Annotated in this window: 16 protein-coding genes; 7 read left to right on the top strand and 9 right to left on the bottom strand. The window is 70.3% G+C overall.

Annotated elements, in window-relative coordinates; all coding sequences use genetic code 11:
• Positions 1 to 5 precede the first annotated feature (5 nt).
• Positions 6 to 857, top strand: coding sequence for an ABC transporter ATP-binding protein (locus JJI54_RS24975; RefSeq protein ID WP_226382076.1), 852 nt, complete (start codon positions 6 to 8; stop codon positions 855 to 857).
• Between the two features lie 15 nt (positions 858 to 872).
• Complete coding sequence (gene cynS / locus JJI54_RS24970; protein WP_203076125.1) at positions 873 to 1,319, top strand: cyanase; 447 nt, start codon at positions 873 to 875, stop codon at positions 1,317 to 1,319.
• A gap of 39 nt (positions 1,320 to 1,358) precedes the next feature.
• Here the strand turns inward: cynS and JJI54_RS24965 are convergent, their stop codons facing one another.
• Positions 1,359 to 2,279, bottom strand: coding sequence for a hypothetical protein (locus JJI54_RS24965; RefSeq protein ID WP_203076124.1), 921 nt, complete (start codon positions 2,277 to 2,279; stop codon positions 1,359 to 1,361).
• Between the two features lie 67 nt (positions 2,280 to 2,346).
• On the opposite strand from JJI54_RS24965, the gene JJI54_RS24960 reads away from it, so the two are divergent.
• Positions 2,347 to 3,045, top strand: coding sequence for a hypothetical protein (locus JJI54_RS24960; RefSeq protein ID WP_203076123.1), 699 nt, complete (start codon positions 2,347 to 2,349; stop codon positions 3,043 to 3,045).
• Here JJI54_RS24960 and glpD read toward each other — a convergent pair whose 3' ends face one another.
• The 7 genes from glpD to JJI54_RS24925 form a co-directional block, all read right to left on the bottom strand.
• Positions 3,046 to 4,524: a glycerol-3-phosphate dehydrogenase gene (gene glpD, locus JJI54_RS24955; protein ID WP_203076122.1), complete on the bottom strand. Its 1,479-nt coding sequence runs from the start codon at positions 4,522 to 4,524 to the stop codon at positions 3,046 to 3,048.
• 5 nt (positions 4,525 to 4,529) lie between these two features.
• Positions 4,530 to 5,339 carry a phosphonate ABC transporter, permease protein PhnE gene (gene phnE / locus JJI54_RS24950; protein WP_226382075.1) on the bottom strand — a complete coding sequence of 270 codons (810 nt, stop codon included), beginning with the start codon at positions 5,337 to 5,339 and terminating at the stop codon, positions 4,530 to 4,532.
• A gap of 8 nt (positions 5,340 to 5,347) precedes the next feature.
• Positions 5,348 to 6,133, bottom strand: a complete 786-nt coding sequence (gene phnE, locus JJI54_RS24945; RefSeq protein WP_203076120.1) for a phosphonate ABC transporter, permease protein PhnE — start codon at positions 6,131 to 6,133, stop codon at positions 5,348 to 5,350.
• Positions 6,130 to 6,891, bottom strand: coding sequence for a phosphonate ABC transporter ATP-binding protein (gene phnC / locus JJI54_RS24940; RefSeq protein WP_203076119.1), 762 nt, complete (start codon positions 6,889 to 6,891; stop codon positions 6,130 to 6,132). Before phnC ends, phnE (JJI54_RS24945) begins: the two co-directional genes overlap by 4 nt.
• Positions 6,892 to 6,893: 2 nt before the next feature.
• The gene (gene phnD / locus JJI54_RS24935) at positions 6,894 to 7,946 is read right to left on the bottom strand and encodes a phosphate/phosphite/phosphonate ABC transporter substrate-binding protein (protein WP_203076118.1); all 1,053 of its coding nucleotides are present in this window, start codon (positions 7,944 to 7,946) and stop codon (positions 6,894 to 6,896) included.
• Complete coding sequence (locus JJI54_RS24930) at positions 7,943 to 8,710, bottom strand: HAD-IIB family hydrolase (RefSeq protein WP_318987578.1); 768 nt, start codon at positions 8,708 to 8,710, stop codon at positions 7,943 to 7,945. The genes phnD and JJI54_RS24930 overlap by 4 nt, the downstream gene beginning before the upstream one ends.
• A gap of 145 nt (positions 8,711 to 8,855) precedes the next feature.
• On the bottom strand, positions 8,856 to 9,638 hold the full coding sequence (locus JJI54_RS24925; protein WP_203076117.1) for a DeoR/GlpR family DNA-binding transcription regulator: 783 nt from the start codon (positions 9,636 to 9,638) through the stop codon (positions 8,856 to 8,858).
• A gap of 77 nt (positions 9,639 to 9,715) precedes the next feature.
• On the opposite strand from JJI54_RS24925, the gene JJI54_RS24920 reads away from it, so the two are divergent.
• Positions 9,716 to 10,609, top strand: coding sequence for a PfkB family carbohydrate kinase (locus JJI54_RS24920; protein WP_203076116.1), 894 nt, complete (start codon positions 9,716 to 9,718; stop codon positions 10,607 to 10,609).
• Between the two features lie 105 nt (positions 10,610 to 10,714).
• On the top strand, positions 10,715 to 11,716 hold the full coding sequence (locus JJI54_RS24915) for a sialic acid TRAP transporter substrate-binding protein SiaP (protein WP_203076115.1): 1,002 nt from the start codon (positions 10,715 to 10,717) through the stop codon (positions 11,714 to 11,716).
• A gap of 35 nt (positions 11,717 to 11,751) precedes the next feature.
• On the opposite strand, the gene JJI54_RS24910 is transcribed toward JJI54_RS24915, so the two are convergent.
• Positions 11,752 to 12,864 carry a mandelate racemase/muconate lactonizing enzyme family protein gene (locus tag JJI54_RS24910; protein WP_203076114.1) on the bottom strand — a complete coding sequence of 371 codons (1,113 nt, stop codon included), beginning with the start codon at positions 12,862 to 12,864 and terminating at the stop codon, positions 11,752 to 11,754.
• A gap of 67 nt (positions 12,865 to 12,931) precedes the next feature.
• Here JJI54_RS24910 and JJI54_RS24905 point away from each other — a divergent pair, with 67 nt between their 5' ends.
• Together JJI54_RS24905 and JJI54_RS24900 are read left to right on the top strand one after the other, a co-directional pair.
• Positions 12,932 to 13,501 (top strand): TRAP transporter small permease, encoded by a 570-nt coding sequence (locus tag JJI54_RS24905; RefSeq protein WP_203076113.1) that lies wholly within the window; start codon positions 12,932 to 12,934, stop codon positions 13,499 to 13,501.
• 10 nt (positions 13,502 to 13,511) lie between these two features.
• Positions 13,512 to 14,789, top strand: a complete 1,278-nt coding sequence (locus JJI54_RS24900; RefSeq protein ID WP_203076112.1) for a TRAP transporter large permease — start codon at positions 13,512 to 13,514, stop codon at positions 14,787 to 14,789.
• Positions 14,790 to 14,821 lie beyond the last annotated feature (32 nt).

Raw genomic sequence — 14,821 nt, 5'->3', positions numbered from 1 at the left:
GCGCGATGAGCGCGTCCCTGATGGAACGGCCCGATGTGCAGGTGGAGGGCATCGCGCGGCGCTTCGGCGCGACCGCGGTGTTCGAGGATGTGTGGTTCAGCGTCGGCCGCGGCGAATTCGTCTGCCTGGTCGGCCATTCCGGCTGCGGCAAGACGACGATCCTCAACATCCTCGCGGGGCTCGACGCGCCCGATGACGGCGCGCTGATCGTGGGGGGGCGGGAGGTCAGCGGCCCCTCGCTCGACCGCGCCGTCATCTTCCAGTCCCACGCGCTGATGCCCTGGATGACGGCGGCGCAGAACGTCGCCTTCGCGCTGTCCTGCCGCAACCCGCATTGGAACCGCCGGATGTGCGAGGATGCGGCGCGGGAGGCGCTGGGCCGCGTCGGCCTGTCCCACGCCGCGGACCGCAAGCCCGCGCAGCTTTCGGGCGGCATGAAGCAGCGCGTCGGCATCGCCCGCGCGCTGGCGATCCAGCCGAAGATCCTGCTGATGGACGAACCCTTCTCCGCCCTCGATGCGCTGACGCGCGGCGCGCTGCAGGAGGAGGTGTCGCGCCTGGTGACGGAAGCCGGGCAGACCGGCTTCATGATCACCCATGACGTGGATGAGGCGATCCTGCTGGCGGACCGCATCCTGCTGATGTCGAACGGCCCCGGCGCGCGGATCGCGGAGGTGGTGGTGAACACCCTGCCCCGCCCCCGCACCCGCGCCAGCCTGCACCACATGCCCGGCTACCACGCGCTGCGGGACCATGTGCTCGACTTCCTCATCACCCGGTCGCGCGAATTCGATGCGCGCCACCCGCCCGCCGGATGGTCCGCGCGCGCGGTGCCGGAACTGCGACCCGCTGCCTGAACCAGGGAGAGCCCCGTGAACGACGCCAAGACCGAGCTCGGCAAGAAGATCCTGAAGATCAAGAAGGCGAAGGGCCTGAAATGGGCCGACATCGCCAACCGCATCGCCATGTCCCCCGTCTGGACCTGCGCGCTGTGCATGGGGCAGATGAGCGCGGAGCCGCACCACGCGGCGGGCATCGCCGACATCCTGGAGCTGGATGAGGAGGATGCCGCGACGCTCTGCGAGATTCCCTATCGCGGCGCCCAGCCCATGCCGCCGACCGACCCGCTGATCTACCGCTTCTACGAGCTGGTGCTGGTCTATGGCACGAGCTGGAAGGAGATGATCCATGAGGAGTTCGGCGACGGCATCATGTCCGCCATCGACTACGACATGATCCTGGAACGGCAGCCCGACCAGAAGGGCGACCGCGTGAAGATCACGATGACGGGCAAGTTCCTGAGCTACAAGCGGTACTGATCGCGACAGGGCGCCACGCCGACGCCTGGAGGCCGGGCGTCACTGCGGCGTCGGCGGCGTCGTCCGGTTGGTGCCCTGGTCGCTGCCGCGCCCGCCCCCCGACTGCCGGCTCGGATCGATGGCGGAGAGCGCCGCGGCCTCCGCCGCGGCGCGCGCCTCCTCGAAGCGCCGGTTCCAGCCGCCGATGGCGGTCAGATAGGCCGTGCGCGTCGCCGCGTCGGTCGGGCAGGCGATCCGCGGCAGGTCGATGGCGATCTGCACATGCGCCTGCCGCAGGGTCGCCAGGAGCTGCGAAGACCGCGCCAGTTCCTCGCGCGGCGCATAGAAGGCCGCGATGGCGGCCAGGCTGGTGCCGACGGCGGGAAAGATCACGGCCAACACGCGGATGCCGCGCGCCACGCGCCCATCGCCGCGCCCGAACTCCGTCGCGCTGAAGGCGACCAGCACCGTCGTCAGCAGCCCGAGCCCGATCGACAGCCAGGTGAAGAGTTGCAACTCGGCGTAGGAGGTCTCGGCCCGCTGCGCCGCGCCCACGCGTTCCAGGAAGACCGTGCGGGCGATGCGATCCAGTTCGGGAAAACTGGTGCCCAGCGTCGGGGCCTGGGCGTCTCGTGGCAGCAGGGCCTGCACGGCCCGCTTGCAGGCGTCCATCCACTGGTCGATGACGTCGGCCTCGCCCATCGCGCTTCGCCGCTCGCGCTCCCCCTGCCCGTCGGATCGGAGATCGGCCGCCTGCGACCCATCGGAACTGCCCGACGGGCCTACCGCGATGGCCCAGTCAACCAGCCGGGCCGTGAGCGACGATGGATCGATCTCCAGCGCCCGGACCGCGCTGTACGGCATCACCGTCCGCACGGCGGCGGCGAAGCCGGTGGCGACGACGGTGGACGCCACGATCAGGATCAGCAAGCCTGCGATGAGGAGCGAGGCGCCGAACAGCAGGTCCCGGATGCGTTTCATGCGGGAAACGCTACCGGCAGTTCGCGGCCGCCGCAACGATACGGAACCGACCTGGGGGCGTCCCGCCATGGACTACGCGACCTTCCTGCGCAGCCAGTGGCAGGACCTCCTCGATGCCTGGCTCGGGCTCGACAGCGCGGTCGGCATGCCGCTGGCCTGGATCGCGCTGCCGGATATGAGCTGGGTGCAGAAGCTGGCGGAGCCGGGCTTTCCCGGCGGCGGCGGGCGCTGGTCCCCCCTGCCCGGCACGTCGCCTACCGAGGCGCTGATGCGCCACGATGCGAGATCCCGGCCGCAGCTCTGGGTCCGGCCGGAGGACAAGGCGGAGGGCGATGGCCGCTACGCCGCCTATTGGGCCGCCTTCGTGAAGCAGCTGGGCCATGAAGCGCCGGCATCCGAGGTCGCCGGCCGCAAGCTCGCCGTCGATCACCTCTTCCCGGAAACGGCGGCGGCGCGGCGCGGCTGGCTGCTGGTGCGTACCATGCCGGTGGATCGCCGGTCCAACAGCCTGCTGGGCAGCACGACGGAGAAGGTGGATGCGAACCGCGGCGGCGTCCACCGCCCCCGCAAGGCGACGGCGCTGACCATCGCCAAGGTCACGGGCTTCCAGGGCAGCTTCGCGCGGCGGCATGACCCGAAGGCCATCGCCGCCGCCCTGCTCGCCCATCTGCGCGCCTGCGGGCTGCGCGTGCCCGACAACGTGCTGCTGCCGGATGACGAGGAAGGCGGGATGATCGCCGGGCTGATCGGCTTCTATCGCCGCTGATCAGCCGCCCATGGAGGCCGCGACCGCGTCCCGTTCCGTCGCCGTCATGTGCAGGCCGAGGCGGGAGCGGCGCCACAGCACATCCTCCGCCGTGCGCGCCCATTCCTCCCGCACCAGCCAGTCGATCTCCCGCTGCGTCAGGCCCGCGCCATAATCCCGGCCCAGCGCCTGCCAGCCTTCCGCATCGCCGATCAGCGCGGGCACTTCCGTGCCATAGGCGCGCAGCAGACGGGCGCGCGTGGGCGCGGGCAGCCAGGGATAGCGCTCCGCCAGGTCGGCCTCCATCGCCGCCAGGTCCCGGCCGCCGAAATCGCCGCCGGGCAGCGGCGCCGTATCGGTCCAGGCCTTCGCGTCCCGGCCGAGCGCATGCGCCACCTTCTCCACCGCTTCCTCCGCCAGGCGGCGATAGGTGGTGATCTTGCCGCCATAGATGGACAGCAGCGGCGCCGCTTCCGTGTCCAGCTTCAGCACATAGTCGCGCGTGACGGCGGAGGGATTGTCCGCCCCGTCGTCATAGAGCGGCCGGACGCCGGCATAGGACCAGACGATATCGGCCGGCGTGACCGGCTTGCGGAACTGCCGCGTGACGGCAGCGCAGAGGTATTCGGCTTCCTCCGCCGTGCAATGCGCCGTCGAGGCATCCCCCTCATGCGGCACATCCGTCGTGCCGATCAGGGAGAAGCGGCTCTGGTAGGGGATGACGAAGACAACGCGGCGGTCGTCATTCTGCAGGATATAGGCCTGCGGGCCGTCATAGAGCGCGGGGACCACGATGTGGCTGCCGCGGATCAGCCGCACGCTGCCCGCGGGCTTCGCATGCGCCGCATCCTGCGCCGAGAGCACCCAGGGGCCGGCGGCATTCACCATGGCCCGCGCCCGCACCGCGGTGTCGCCGCCATCGGCGCCGCGCAGCCGCGCGGTCCAGCCCTCCGCATCGCGTTCCGCGCCGGCGAAGGCGGTGCGGACGCGGATATCGGCGCCGCGCTTCGCGGCATCCTTCGCGTTCAGCACCACCAGGCGGCTATCCTCCACCCAGCAATCGGAATAGGCGAAGCCGGCGGCGATCTTCTCCGACAGCGGCGTGCCATAGGCGTGGCGGCGGAAGTCGAGCCCCTCGGCCGGTGGCAGGCTGACGCGGCGCGCCAGGTGGTCATAGAGGAACAGGCCCGTCCGGATCATCCAGCGCGGCCGCATCTCCGGCCGGTGCGGCAGGACGAAGCGCATCGGCCAGACGATGTGGGGCGCGATCTTCAGCATCACCTCGCGCTCGGCCAATGCCTCCCGCACCAGGCGGAACTCGTAATGCTCGAGGTAGCGGAGCCCGCCATGGATGAGCTTGGAGGAGTTGGAGGAGGTAGCGCCCGCGAGGTCGCCACGCTCCACCAGGCAGACGGAAAGCCCCCGGCCCACGGCATCGCGCGCGATGCCGACGCCGTTGATGCCGCCGCCGATGACGAGAAGGTCGAAGGTGTCAGCCATGGGGTTCAGATCAGCCTTGAGCGGATGCGCGTGACGACGATTTCCGCCACCACCACCACCGCGAGGATCGCCAGCAGCACCGTCGCAACGCGGTCCCACTGGAAGAAGTTGATGGCATCATCGAGCACGACGCCGATGCCGCCGGCGCCGACCAGGCCGAGCACCGCGGATTCACGGACGTTGATGTCCCAGCGGAACAGCGCGATGCCCCAGAAGGCCGGCTGCACCTGCGGCCAGACGCCCTTGAGCATCAGGCTGCCCCAGGGCGCGCCCGCCGCGGTCAGCGCCTCCAGCGGCCCCGGCGCCGTCTCCTCCAGCGCCTCCGCCAGCAGCTTGCCGACGAAGCCGATGCTGCGGAAGGCAATGGCGAAGGTGCCGGCCGCCGGCCCCGGGCCGAAGACGGCGACGAAGATCAGCGCCCAGACCAGCGAATTGACGGACCGGGAGGAGACGAGGACCAGCTGCGCCGTCACGTTCAGCACGGGAATGCGGCAGATGTTCCGCGCCGCCAGCAGCGCGATCGGGATCGCCAGGAACAGCGACAGGATGGTGCCGAGCGTCGCGATGTGCAGCGTCTCGATCAGCGCGGCATGGACATCGGGATAGTAATGCGCGGCATCGGGCGGCCACATGCGAACCAGCAGGTCCGCCATCTGTTCCGGCGCGTCGATCAGGAATTCCGGGATGATGTCGATGCTGCGCACGGCCCAGACCGTGGCGGCAACGACGGCGAGCCAGACCAGCCAGCGGCCGATCGCCTCGGCCGGGGTCAGGTAGGTCCATTCCCGCATGAGCGGCTTCATGGTCGCGTCCATGGGGGCGTTCATCGCAGCGCGGCCCTCACCCGGCCGGAGACAAGCTCGGCCACGAAGATCAGCGCAATGATGGCCAGCAGGATGGCGCAGACGAAGTCGTAGTCGAAGCGCTTGAAGGCGGCGAAGAGCGTGCCGCCGATGCCGCCCGCGCCGACGATTCCGACCAGCGTGGAGTTCCGGAGGTTGCTGTCGAGCTGGTAGAGCGAGAAGCCGATGAAGCGCGACGCCACCTGCGGCAGCACGCCATAGAGCAGCACCGCGCCGGGCCCGGCGCCCGTCGCGCGGATCGCCTCCACCTGCTTCATGCTGATCTCCTCCACCGCCTCCGCGAACAGCTTCGCGACGAAGCCCATGGAGGCGACGGTCAGTGCGGCCACGCCCGCCAGCGCGCCGAAGCCGATCGCCTTCACGAAGAGGATCGCGACGATGACGTAGTGCAGGCTGCGGCACACCGCGATGACGCCGCGGATCGGCGCCGACAGCCACCAGGGCGCCAGGTTGCGCGCCGCCATCAGGCCGAGCGGCAGCGAGATGATGATGCCCAGCACCGTCGCCAGCACCGCGATCTGCAGGCTCTCGATCATGCCTTCCAGCAGCAATTCCCAACGCGCGAAATTCGGCGGGACCATGCGCGCCAGGAAGCGCCCGGCCTCCCCGAACCCCACCGAGAGGCGGGCCCAGGAGATGTCGAGCTGCCCGATGGCGTAGAGGCTGTAGAGCGCGACGGCGATGAGGCCGAGCCGCGCCGTCCAGTTGGGCTTGAAGGCTTCGCGTGCGGTCAGGGTCGCGCTCACAGCCAATCCTCGCCGCCATAGATCTGGCGCAGGTGGTGGGGCTGCAGGTCCTCCGGCGGGCCGTCGAAGACCACGCGGCCGCCTTCCATGCCGACGATGCGCTGCGCGAAGCGCTTCGCGAGTTCGACGTTATGGATGTTGATGACGACGGGGACGTTCGCGGCCTGGGTGAGGCGCGCGAGCAGTTCCATGATCTCCACCGCCGTCTTGGGGTCGAGCGAGCTGGTCGGCTCATCCGCCAGCAGCAGCGCGGGCCGCTGCATCAGCGCGCGCGCGATGCCGACACGCTGGCGCTGGCCGCCGGAGAGCGCATCGGCGCGCCGCGTCGCATGGTCCGGCAGGCCGACCGCGTCCAGCAGTTCGAAGGCCAGCGCGATATCCTCGGCCGGGTATTTGCGCAGCCAGGCGCGCCACAGCGGCACATAGCCGAGGCGCCCGGACAGCACGTTCTCCATCACCGTCAGGCGTTCGACCAGATTGTATTCCTGGAACACCATGCCGATGCGGCGCCGCGCCAGGCGAAGCTGCCCGCCGGTGATGCCGGTCAGCCTTTCGCCGCCCAGCGTGATCTCGCCCCGGGTGGGCTCCACCAGCCGGTTGATGCAGCGGATCAGCGTGGACTTGCCGGTACCGGAGGGGCCGATGATGGCGGTGATCCCCTCCGGCGCCAGGTCGAGGTCGATGCCGCGCAGCACGGGCTTGCCGGGCACGTATTCCTTGACGAGGCCCTTGATGGACAGACCGTGGCGCGCGGACATGGTTACTGCACCCGCGGCGCGGCGGCCGGCGCCTGCTGCTGGCGGCGCTGCTCGGCCTCCAACTCGCGACGGCTTTCGGCATCGAAGGCGGCGCGGTTGTAGGGCGCGTTCACGGCATCCGCCACGGCGCGCACCGGCGCCCATTGCTGGGCATAGGTCGCGGGCCAGAAGCGGTCATTGCCGCCCATGTCGCGGCGCATCGCTTCCGGGAAGCGGAAATCGTAGAAGCACTGGCGGATGCGTTGCGCGAGTTCAGGGCGCAGATCATGGGCCAGGGCGAAGCTGCTGGTGGGGAACGGGTCGCTTTCCCAGATCACGCGGAAATTCTCCCGCCGCACCTGCCCGCGCGCGATCATGCGGTTGTAGACGTCGGAGGCCACCGGCGCGGCATCGTAGTCGCCCGCATTCACGCCCATCACGCTGCGGTCATGGCCACCGGAATAGACCACGCGATAATCCGTGTCCGGCGTCAGGCCGAGGCCCGGGAAGAAGGCGCGCGGCGCCAGATTGCCGGAGTTGGAGGTGGCGGAGGTATGCGCCACGCGGCGGCCCTTGAGGTCCGTCAGGTTCTGGATGTTGCTGTCGGCGCGCGTGATCATCACGACGCGATAGCTCTCGAAGGCCTGTTCGTTGCCCTTGATGGCGAAGGGCACGGCGCCGGCCAGGTTCACGGCGAAGGCGGTGGGGCCGGTGGAGAAGCCCGCGATGTGCAGGCGGCCGGAGCGCATCGCCTCCACCTGCGCGGCGTTGGACGTCACCTGGAAATAGACGGTGCGCTTGCCCGTGCAGCTGGTCAGGTATTCCAGCAGCGGCCGGAACTGGCTGGCATAGAGGGCGGGATCCTCGACCGGCGTATAGGCGAAGACCAGCGTGGAGGGATCGCGCAGGCGCGATGCCTCGCGCGGCACGTCGGCCACCATGTCGCGGTTCTCGTCGCAATAGGCATCGTCGAGCGAGCCGCGGAAGCCGCAGGCGGCGCCCTGGGCGGAGGCCGTCCAGGGCATGGAGGCCATCAGCGCAACCGCGAAGCCCGCGGCGGGGGCGAATTTCCTCATGGCGTCTGTTTCCTCTCCTGGTGCTTGCGGGCCGCGATCACGGCCTCGGTGAATTCGACGAAGCCGGCGCCGCCCTCGGCGCTGGCGATATAGGCGGGTGGCGTGGCCATGCCCGGCAGGAAGGGGGCCACATTGGCGACGCCCACGGAAAGCGGGATCCGGCCGAACATCGGCGCATCGTTCGGGCTGTCGCCCAGGAAGGCAACCCGGTCCAGCACCGAATCGAGCGGCTGCCACAGCGTGGCGAACAGGTTCTCGACCCCCGCCCGCTTGTCCCAGTCGCCCATCCAGGCATTCACATGGATGGAGGAGACCTTCGCGGCCGCGCCGCCGGCGTGGAAGATGGCGGCGATGCGCTCCGCCGCGCCGGCTTCCAACGGGCCCACATCCTCCGCGAAATCGACGGCGACGTCGAACAGCCGGAAGGGCTGGTCGGCGGCGATGGCGCTGCCCGGCACGTCCCGCAGCGCCTGCGCCGCCAGGGCATCGAGCGTGGCGCGGCGGGCCAGGCGATCGGCTTCCGGCTGCGCCTGCCAGCGGCGCATGCGGCGCGCGGCGTGGTCCAGCGAGTACCAGAGCGCGCCATTCTCCCCGACCACGGCGGCCACGGGCCAGAAGCGGGCGATCATGTCACACCAGCCGGCGGGGCGGCCGGTGACGGGCACCACGGCGATGCCGGCATCCCGCAGCCTCTCCAGCGCGGTGTAGGCGGCCGCGTCCAGGCGGCCATGGGTGGTGATGGTGTCGTCGATATCGGCCAGCACCCAGCGCAGCCCGGCCAGCGCCCGGGGCGCGACCTGCGAGAGCTTCAGCGGGGGCGGGGCGAGGGACAGGGGGCGTTTCCGTGACGGTTCGATGACTGTGGCAGGTACGACGTTCGATGTGGATGGTCAAATAGGATTTCGGGGATCAACGCCCCGCGACCGTCACCGCCACCCCGGCCTCCGCCAGCGCCCGCGCCAGGGCGCCGTCGGGCGCGCGATCGGTGACGAGGTCGGTGAGTTCCGCCATGGGGCAGATGCGTTCCAGCACCTCCCGCCCGAACTTCTCCGAATCCGCCAGCAGGATGCGGCGGGTGGCGCGGGCCAGCATGGCGCGCTTCACCCAGGCGGCGCGGCTATTGGCATCGCAGGGGCCTTCCGCCGTCAGGCCCGTCGCCCCGACCAGGGCGACATCGGCGTTGAAGCGGGAGAGGAAGGCCCCGGTCTCCGGCCCATAGACCCCCTGCTCCGCCCCGCTGACATCGCCGGGGCAGAGCATGACGCGGGCGTGGTCCGCCAGGTCCTGCGCGGCGCGCAGGCTGTTGGTCAGCACCGTCACCGCGATGCCGCGCGCGGCCAGCGCCCGCGCCGCATGGCCGGTGGTGCTGCCGGCGTCCAGCATCACCACGGCACCCGGCGCCAGCATGGCGGCCGCCGCGGCGCCGATCCGCGCGCGCTCTGCCACCGCCATCGTCTCGCGGGAGGAAAGCTCGGGCTGCAGCCCCGCATGCACCACGCTGGCGCCGCCATAGGTGCGGCGCACGGCGCCCTGGCTGGTCAGCTCCTCGATGTCGCGGCGCACCGTCTCCGCCGCCACGCCGAATTGCAGCGCGAGGGCGGAGATGCGCACCGTGGGGTCGGTGGCGAGGGCGGCGAGGATGCTGCGATGGCGCTCCGCCTTGGACGGGGCGCCGGAGGGGCGGCGGGGCATATGTGGAAGGTGCCACATCCACGCCGGGGCGCCAACCGGTCTTCCGGCGCCCTCGGCCGGGTGCCATCGTCCGCGCCATGACCGCCCCCCGCATCGCCTGCATCGGCATGGCCGCGCTCGACCGTACCTACCGCATGCCGCGCCTGCCGCCGGCACCGGGGAAGTATGTCGCGGCGGGCTACCAGGATGTCGGCGGCGGCATGGCGGCGACGGCCTCCGTCGCCGTGGCCAGGCTCGGCGGCGATGCGCTCTGGGTCGGGCGCACGGGCGACGACCCCGCGGGCGAATGGCTGCGGGCGGGGCTGGCGGCGCGGGGCGTGCGGCACCTGCCGGAGCTGGTGGCGCCAGGCGGCATCACCCCCAACTCCGCCGTGCTGGTGGACCCGGAGGGCGAGCGCATCCTGGCCGTCTTCCCCGGCGAGGGCCTGGTGGAGGCGCCGCGCTTCACGCTGCAGGGCGTGGCGGCGGTGATGGCCGATCCCCGCTGGCCCGATGGCGCGGCGCATGCCTTCACCCTGGCCCGCGCCATGGGCATCCCCCGCGTGCTGGATGGGGAGGTCGCGGCCGGCGCGGCGCTGCACCGCCTGGCGCCGATGGCGGACCACATCCTGTTTTCCGAACGCGGCCTGCGCGAATTCACCGGCATCGAGGATCCCGCCGCGGGCCTCGCTGCCGTCGCCGCGCGCTTCGACGCGGTGCTCGCGGTCACGCTGGGCGAGGCCGGGAGCCTCTGGTGGCGGGACGGCGCCGCGCATCCCCTGCCCGCGCCGCGCGTCCAGGCGGTGGACACCACGGGCTGCGGCGATGTCTTCCATGGCGCCTATGCGCTGGCGATCGCGGAGGGCGCGCCCGTCCCGCAGGCCGCGCGCTTCGCCACCGCCGCGGCCGCGCTGAAGGCCGCCGCCGGCAGCGGCTGGGATGCCGCGCCAGGCCGCGCGGCGGTGGAGGCGCTGCTCGCCACCGGCTGGTAGCGACCCCGCTGCCGCACGGCGGGCTTGCGGCGCGGCCCCGAACCTCTCCATGCTCCCCCCGGAACGACGCGCCGGGCGCAACCGGTGCCTGTGGGAGGTTGCCGAATGTCCATCATCACAAGCCGCCGCGTGCTGCTCGGCACGGCGATCGCCGCACCGGCGCTGCTCGGCCGTGCCGCCCAGGCGCAGACGCGGCTGCGCTGGGCGCATGTCTATGAGACGAACGAGGCCTATCACACCCAGGCCCTCTGGGCCGCGCAGCAGATCCAGCAGCGGACGCAGAATCGCTGGGCGATCGAGGTCTTCCCGGCCTCCGCGCTCGGCAACGAACCCACGATCAACCAGGGCCTCGCGCTCGGCACCGTGGACATGATCTACACAGGCGTCGCCTTCGCCGGCGCCACCTACCGCCCCATCGCGATCACCAACGCGCCCTATGTGCTGCGGGATTTCGAGCACTTCATGGCGTATCGGGAAAGCGACCTGCTGCGCGACATGATGGCGGGCTACAGCCGCCAGACCAACCACCAGGCGCTGGCGCTGACCTATTACGGGGAGCGTCACGTCACCGCGAACCGGTCGGTGATGCGGCCGGAGGATATGCGCGGCATGAAGCTGCGCGTGCCGCAGGCGCCGCTGTTCCTGATGTTCACGCGCAGCGTCGGCGCCAATGCCACGCCGATCGCCTTCGCCGAGGTCTATCTGGCGCTCCAGCAGGGCACGGTGGACGGGCAGGAGAATCCGCTGCCGACCATCCAGGCCAAGAAGTTCTACGAGGTGCAGAGCCACATCTCCCTGACCGCGCATATCACGGAAAGCCTGCTGACCATCGTCTCCGGCAATACCTGGCGGCGGCTGAACGATGCCGACAAGGGCGTGTTCACGGAGGTGCTGCGCGAAGCCTCCACCCGCGCGACCAACGAGATCCGGCAGGCGGAGCTGGTGCTGCCGGACTGGTTCACCGCCCAGGGCAAGACGGTGCAGCGCCCGGACCGCGCCGCCTTCCGCGCGGTGGCGCAGCCGCTGCACAATGACAGCGCCGCGGGCGCGGGCTGGACGCGGGAGCATTACGACCGCCTCCAGGCCATCGCATCCCGCGCGGGCTGATGAAGGGCGCCGGGCCCCGCGGCCCGGCACCCGCCTCAGCGGAGCACGATCGGCGTGAAGGATTGCCGCCGCGCGATCTCCGCCTCGTCCCACTCGATGCCATTGCCTGGCGCCTCCGGCGGCGCGGCGAAGCCATCCTTCACCACCACGCGGCTCGCCGCGATGTCATCGAGTTGCGGAATGTGCTCCAGCCACGCCCCGTTCGGTACCGCGCAGACCAGCGGCAGGTGAAGCTCCATCAGGAAATGCGGGCAGACCGGGACGTTGAAGGTCTCCGCCAGATGCGCGGTCTTCAGCCAGGGCGTGATGCCGCCGATGCGCGCGACATCAACCTGCACGATGGAACAGCCGCCGCGCGCCAGGTAGTCCCGGAACTGCGCGGGGTGATACAGGCTCTCCCCCACCGCCACGGGAATGCGCGTCGCGGCGGAAAGCCGGACATGGCCTTCCACGTCTTCCGCCGGCAGGGGTTCCTCGTACCAGGCCAGGTCGAGGCCCGCGGCTTCGAAGGCGCCGGCGCGCCGAATCGCCTCCGCCACCGTGAAGCCCTGGTTGGCATCGGTCATGATCTGGAAGCCGTCGCCGACCACGCGCCGCACGGCGGAGAGCCGCGCGATATCCTCCTGCACCGTGGCGCGGCCGACCTTGATCTTCGTGCCGGCGAAGCCCTGGCCGCGCGCGGCTTCCGCATCCGCCACGATCTCCGCCTGGCTCATATGCAGCCAGCCGCCTTCGGTCGTGTAGACGGGGATGCGCGGCTTGGCGCCGCCGGCCAGCCGGTGCAGCGGCAGCCCGGTCTTCTTCCCCCGCAGATCCCACAGCGCCGTGTCGATGGCGGCGAGCGACAGCGCCACGAGCGGGCCGACGCTGAGCGCATGCGTCTTCATGAAGAGGTCATGCCAGATCGCGTCGATGCAGTCGGCGTCTCGCCCCAGCAGCATGGGGCCGAGATGGTCGCGCAGCAGCGCGATGATGGAGGAGCCGCCCTGGCCGATGGTGTAGCTGTAGCCGATGCCCGTCGCGCCATCGCTGTCGGTGATGCGCATCATGGGTGTTTCCTGCGTCGCGAAGGACTGGATCGCATCGCTGCGCGCCACCTTGGGCGGCAGGTCCACCTGCAGGATTTCCAATCGTTCGATCCTGGACATGTTGTCATTCCTCCCTGTGCTGGCCGGAATGATAGGGTCGAACCACGTCCTTGGGAGCAGTAAATTCGTGCAGCCAAAAGGCACCGATGACGAGGATCTCTTCGTCGCGCTGACGCAGGAAGTGGCCGATGCGCCGGAGGAGAAAGCGGACCTCGCGCCGGAGGACTGGATCTCCGTGATCCTGTTCTGGGCGCTGGCGGGCGTGGTGTTCCTGCAGTTCTTCAGCCGCTACATCCTGAACGACAGCATCGCCTGGACCGAGGAGATCGCGCGCTACATCCTGATGGTGCTGACCTTCACCGGCAGCGCCATGGCGGCGCGGCGGGGCACGCATATCGCGGTGGAATTCCTGCCGACCATGCTGCCGGCGGCGCAGCGGCGCTGGATGTTCCTGGCCGCCAACCTCTTCGCCGTCTGCTTCTACGCCATCCTCTGCTGGCTGTGCTGGCAGGTGGCGGAGGCGATGCAGTACCAGCCCATGGTGGTGATCGATTGGCCGCTCTCCTGGGTCTATCTCTCCATCCTGGTCGGCCTGGTGCTGACCACGGCGCGCGCCGCGCAGGCCGCCATCCTCCGCTTCCGCCGGGGGGAGCCGGATCGCGTGGACGATCCCTCCCTCGGCGGCGTGCACCTGTGAGGGCGGCGCGATGACCTGGATCCTCTTCGCGGGCTTCCTCGGCCTGATGCTGCTGGGCGTGCCGGTCGCGGTCGCGCTCGGTGCCGGTTCGCTGATCTATGTGTGGTTCGACCAGTCGGTGCCGCCGCTCGTCGTGCTGCACCGCATGGCGAGTGGCGTGGACAGCTTCCCGCTGCTCGCCATCCCCTTCTTCGTCATGTCCGGCAGCCTGATGAATTCGGCGGGCATCACGGAACGCATCTACAGCTTCGCCACCGCGCTGGTCGGCTGGCTGAAGGGCGGGCTCGGCCATGTGAACGTGGTGGGGTCCGTGATCTTCGCGGGCATGTCGGGCACGGCGGTCGCGGATGCCGGCGGGCTCGGCAATATCGAGATCAAGGCGATGAAGGAGCATGGCTATCCCCTGCCCTTCGCCGTCGGGCTGACCGGCGCCTCCGCCACCATCGGCCCCATCATCCCGCCTTCCCTGCCCATGGTGATCTATGGCGTCAGCGCGAACACCTCCGTGGGCCAGCTCTTCGCGGCGGGGCTGATCCCGGGGCTGCTGATGGCGCTGACGCTGATGGCCTCCGTCGCCTGGGTCGCGCATGTCCGGGGCTTCGACCGGGATGCGGAGTTCCGCTGGGCGCGGCTCGGCCATACCGCCAAGCGTGCCTTCCTGCCGATGATGACGCCGGTGCTGCTGGTCGGCGGCATGACGAGCGGCGCCTTCACGCCGACGGAAGCCGCCATCGCCGCCACCTTCTACGCGCTGATCCTCGGCATGGTGGTGTACCGCACGCTGAGCTTCCGGGGCCTGATGCGCGTCACGATGGAGACGATCGAGACCACCGCGGTGGTGCTGCTGATCGTCGCCGGCTCCTCCATCTTCGGCTGGCTCATCACCACCACGCGGGTGACGGAGGAAGTGGCCGGCGCGGTGCTGTCCATCACCAGCAACCCGATCCTGGTGCTGCTGCTGGTGAACATCCTGCTGCTGGTCGTCGGCTGCTTCCTGGAGACGATCGCCGCCATCACCATCCTGGTGCCGGTGCTGCTGCCGCTGATGGCCGCGATCGGCGTCGATCCCGTGCATTTCGGGCTGATCATGGTGCTGAACCTGATGATCGGCCTGCTGACGCCACCTGTGGGGATGGTGCTGTACATCCTGGCGCGCGTTTCCGGCCTGACCTTCGAGGAGACGACGAAGGCCTGCGCGCCCTTCCTCATCCCGCTCTTCATCTGCCTGGCGATGGTGACCTATTGGCCGGGCATGGTGCTGTGGCTGCCGACATTGATCTATCGCTGACGCGGCGGGATCTATCGCTGACGGCAGCCACC

Origin of the sequence: Falsiroseomonas ponticola (genome assembly GCF_016805305.1) — a bacterium.
GTDB lineage: Bacteria > Pseudomonadota > Alphaproteobacteria > Acetobacterales > Acetobacteraceae > Falsiroseomonas > Falsiroseomonas ponticola.
The sequence above is the reverse complement of the archived record's forward strand: the minus strand, read 5'-3'. Positions and strand labels throughout refer to the sequence as shown.

What these genes read in the sequence shown, in the direction of transcription:
- JJI54_RS24975 (WP_226382076.1), top strand. Translation starts at nt 6, where the DNA reads ATGAGCGCGTCCCTGATGGAACGGCCCGATGTGCAGGTGGAGGGCATC.
- JJI54_RS24965 (WP_203076124.1), bottom strand. Translation starts at nt 2,279, where the DNA reads ATGAAACGCATCCGGGACCTGCTGTTCGGCGCCTCGCTCCTCATCGCA.
- JJI54_RS24960 (WP_203076123.1), top strand. Translation starts at nt 2,347, where the DNA reads ATGGACTACGCGACCTTCCTGCGCAGCCAGTGGCAGGACCTCCTCGAT.
- glpD (WP_203076122.1), bottom strand. Translation starts at nt 4,524, where the DNA reads ATGGCTGACACCTTCGACCTTCTCGTCATCGGCGGCGGCATCAACGGC.
- phnE (WP_226382075.1), bottom strand. Translation starts at nt 5,339, where the DNA reads ATGGACGCGACCATGAAGCCGCTCATGCGGGAATGGACCTACCTGACC.
- phnC (WP_203076119.1), bottom strand. Translation starts at nt 6,891, where the DNA reads ATGTCCGCGCGCCACGGTCTGTCCATCAAGGGCCTCGTCAAGGAATAC.
- phnD (WP_203076118.1), bottom strand. Translation starts at nt 7,946, where the DNA reads ATGAGGAAATTCGCCCCCGCCGCGGGCTTCGCGGTTGCGCTGATGGCC.
- JJI54_RS24925 (WP_203076117.1), bottom strand. Translation starts at nt 9,638, where the DNA reads ATGCCCCGCCGCCCCTCCGGCGCCCCGTCCAAGGCGGAGCGCCATCGC.
- JJI54_RS24920 (WP_203076116.1), top strand. Translation starts at nt 9,716, where the DNA reads ATGACCGCCCCCCGCATCGCCTGCATCGGCATGGCCGCGCTCGACCGT.
- JJI54_RS24915 (WP_203076115.1), top strand. Translation starts at nt 10,715, where the DNA reads ATGTCCATCATCACAAGCCGCCGCGTGCTGCTCGGCACGGCGATCGCC.
- JJI54_RS24910 (WP_203076114.1), bottom strand. Translation starts at nt 12,864, where the DNA reads ATGTCCAGGATCGAACGATTGGAAATCCTGCAGGTGGACCTGCCGCCC.
- JJI54_RS24900 (WP_203076112.1), top strand. Translation starts at nt 13,512, where the DNA reads ATGACCTGGATCCTCTTCGCGGGCTTCCTCGGCCTGATGCTGCTGGGC.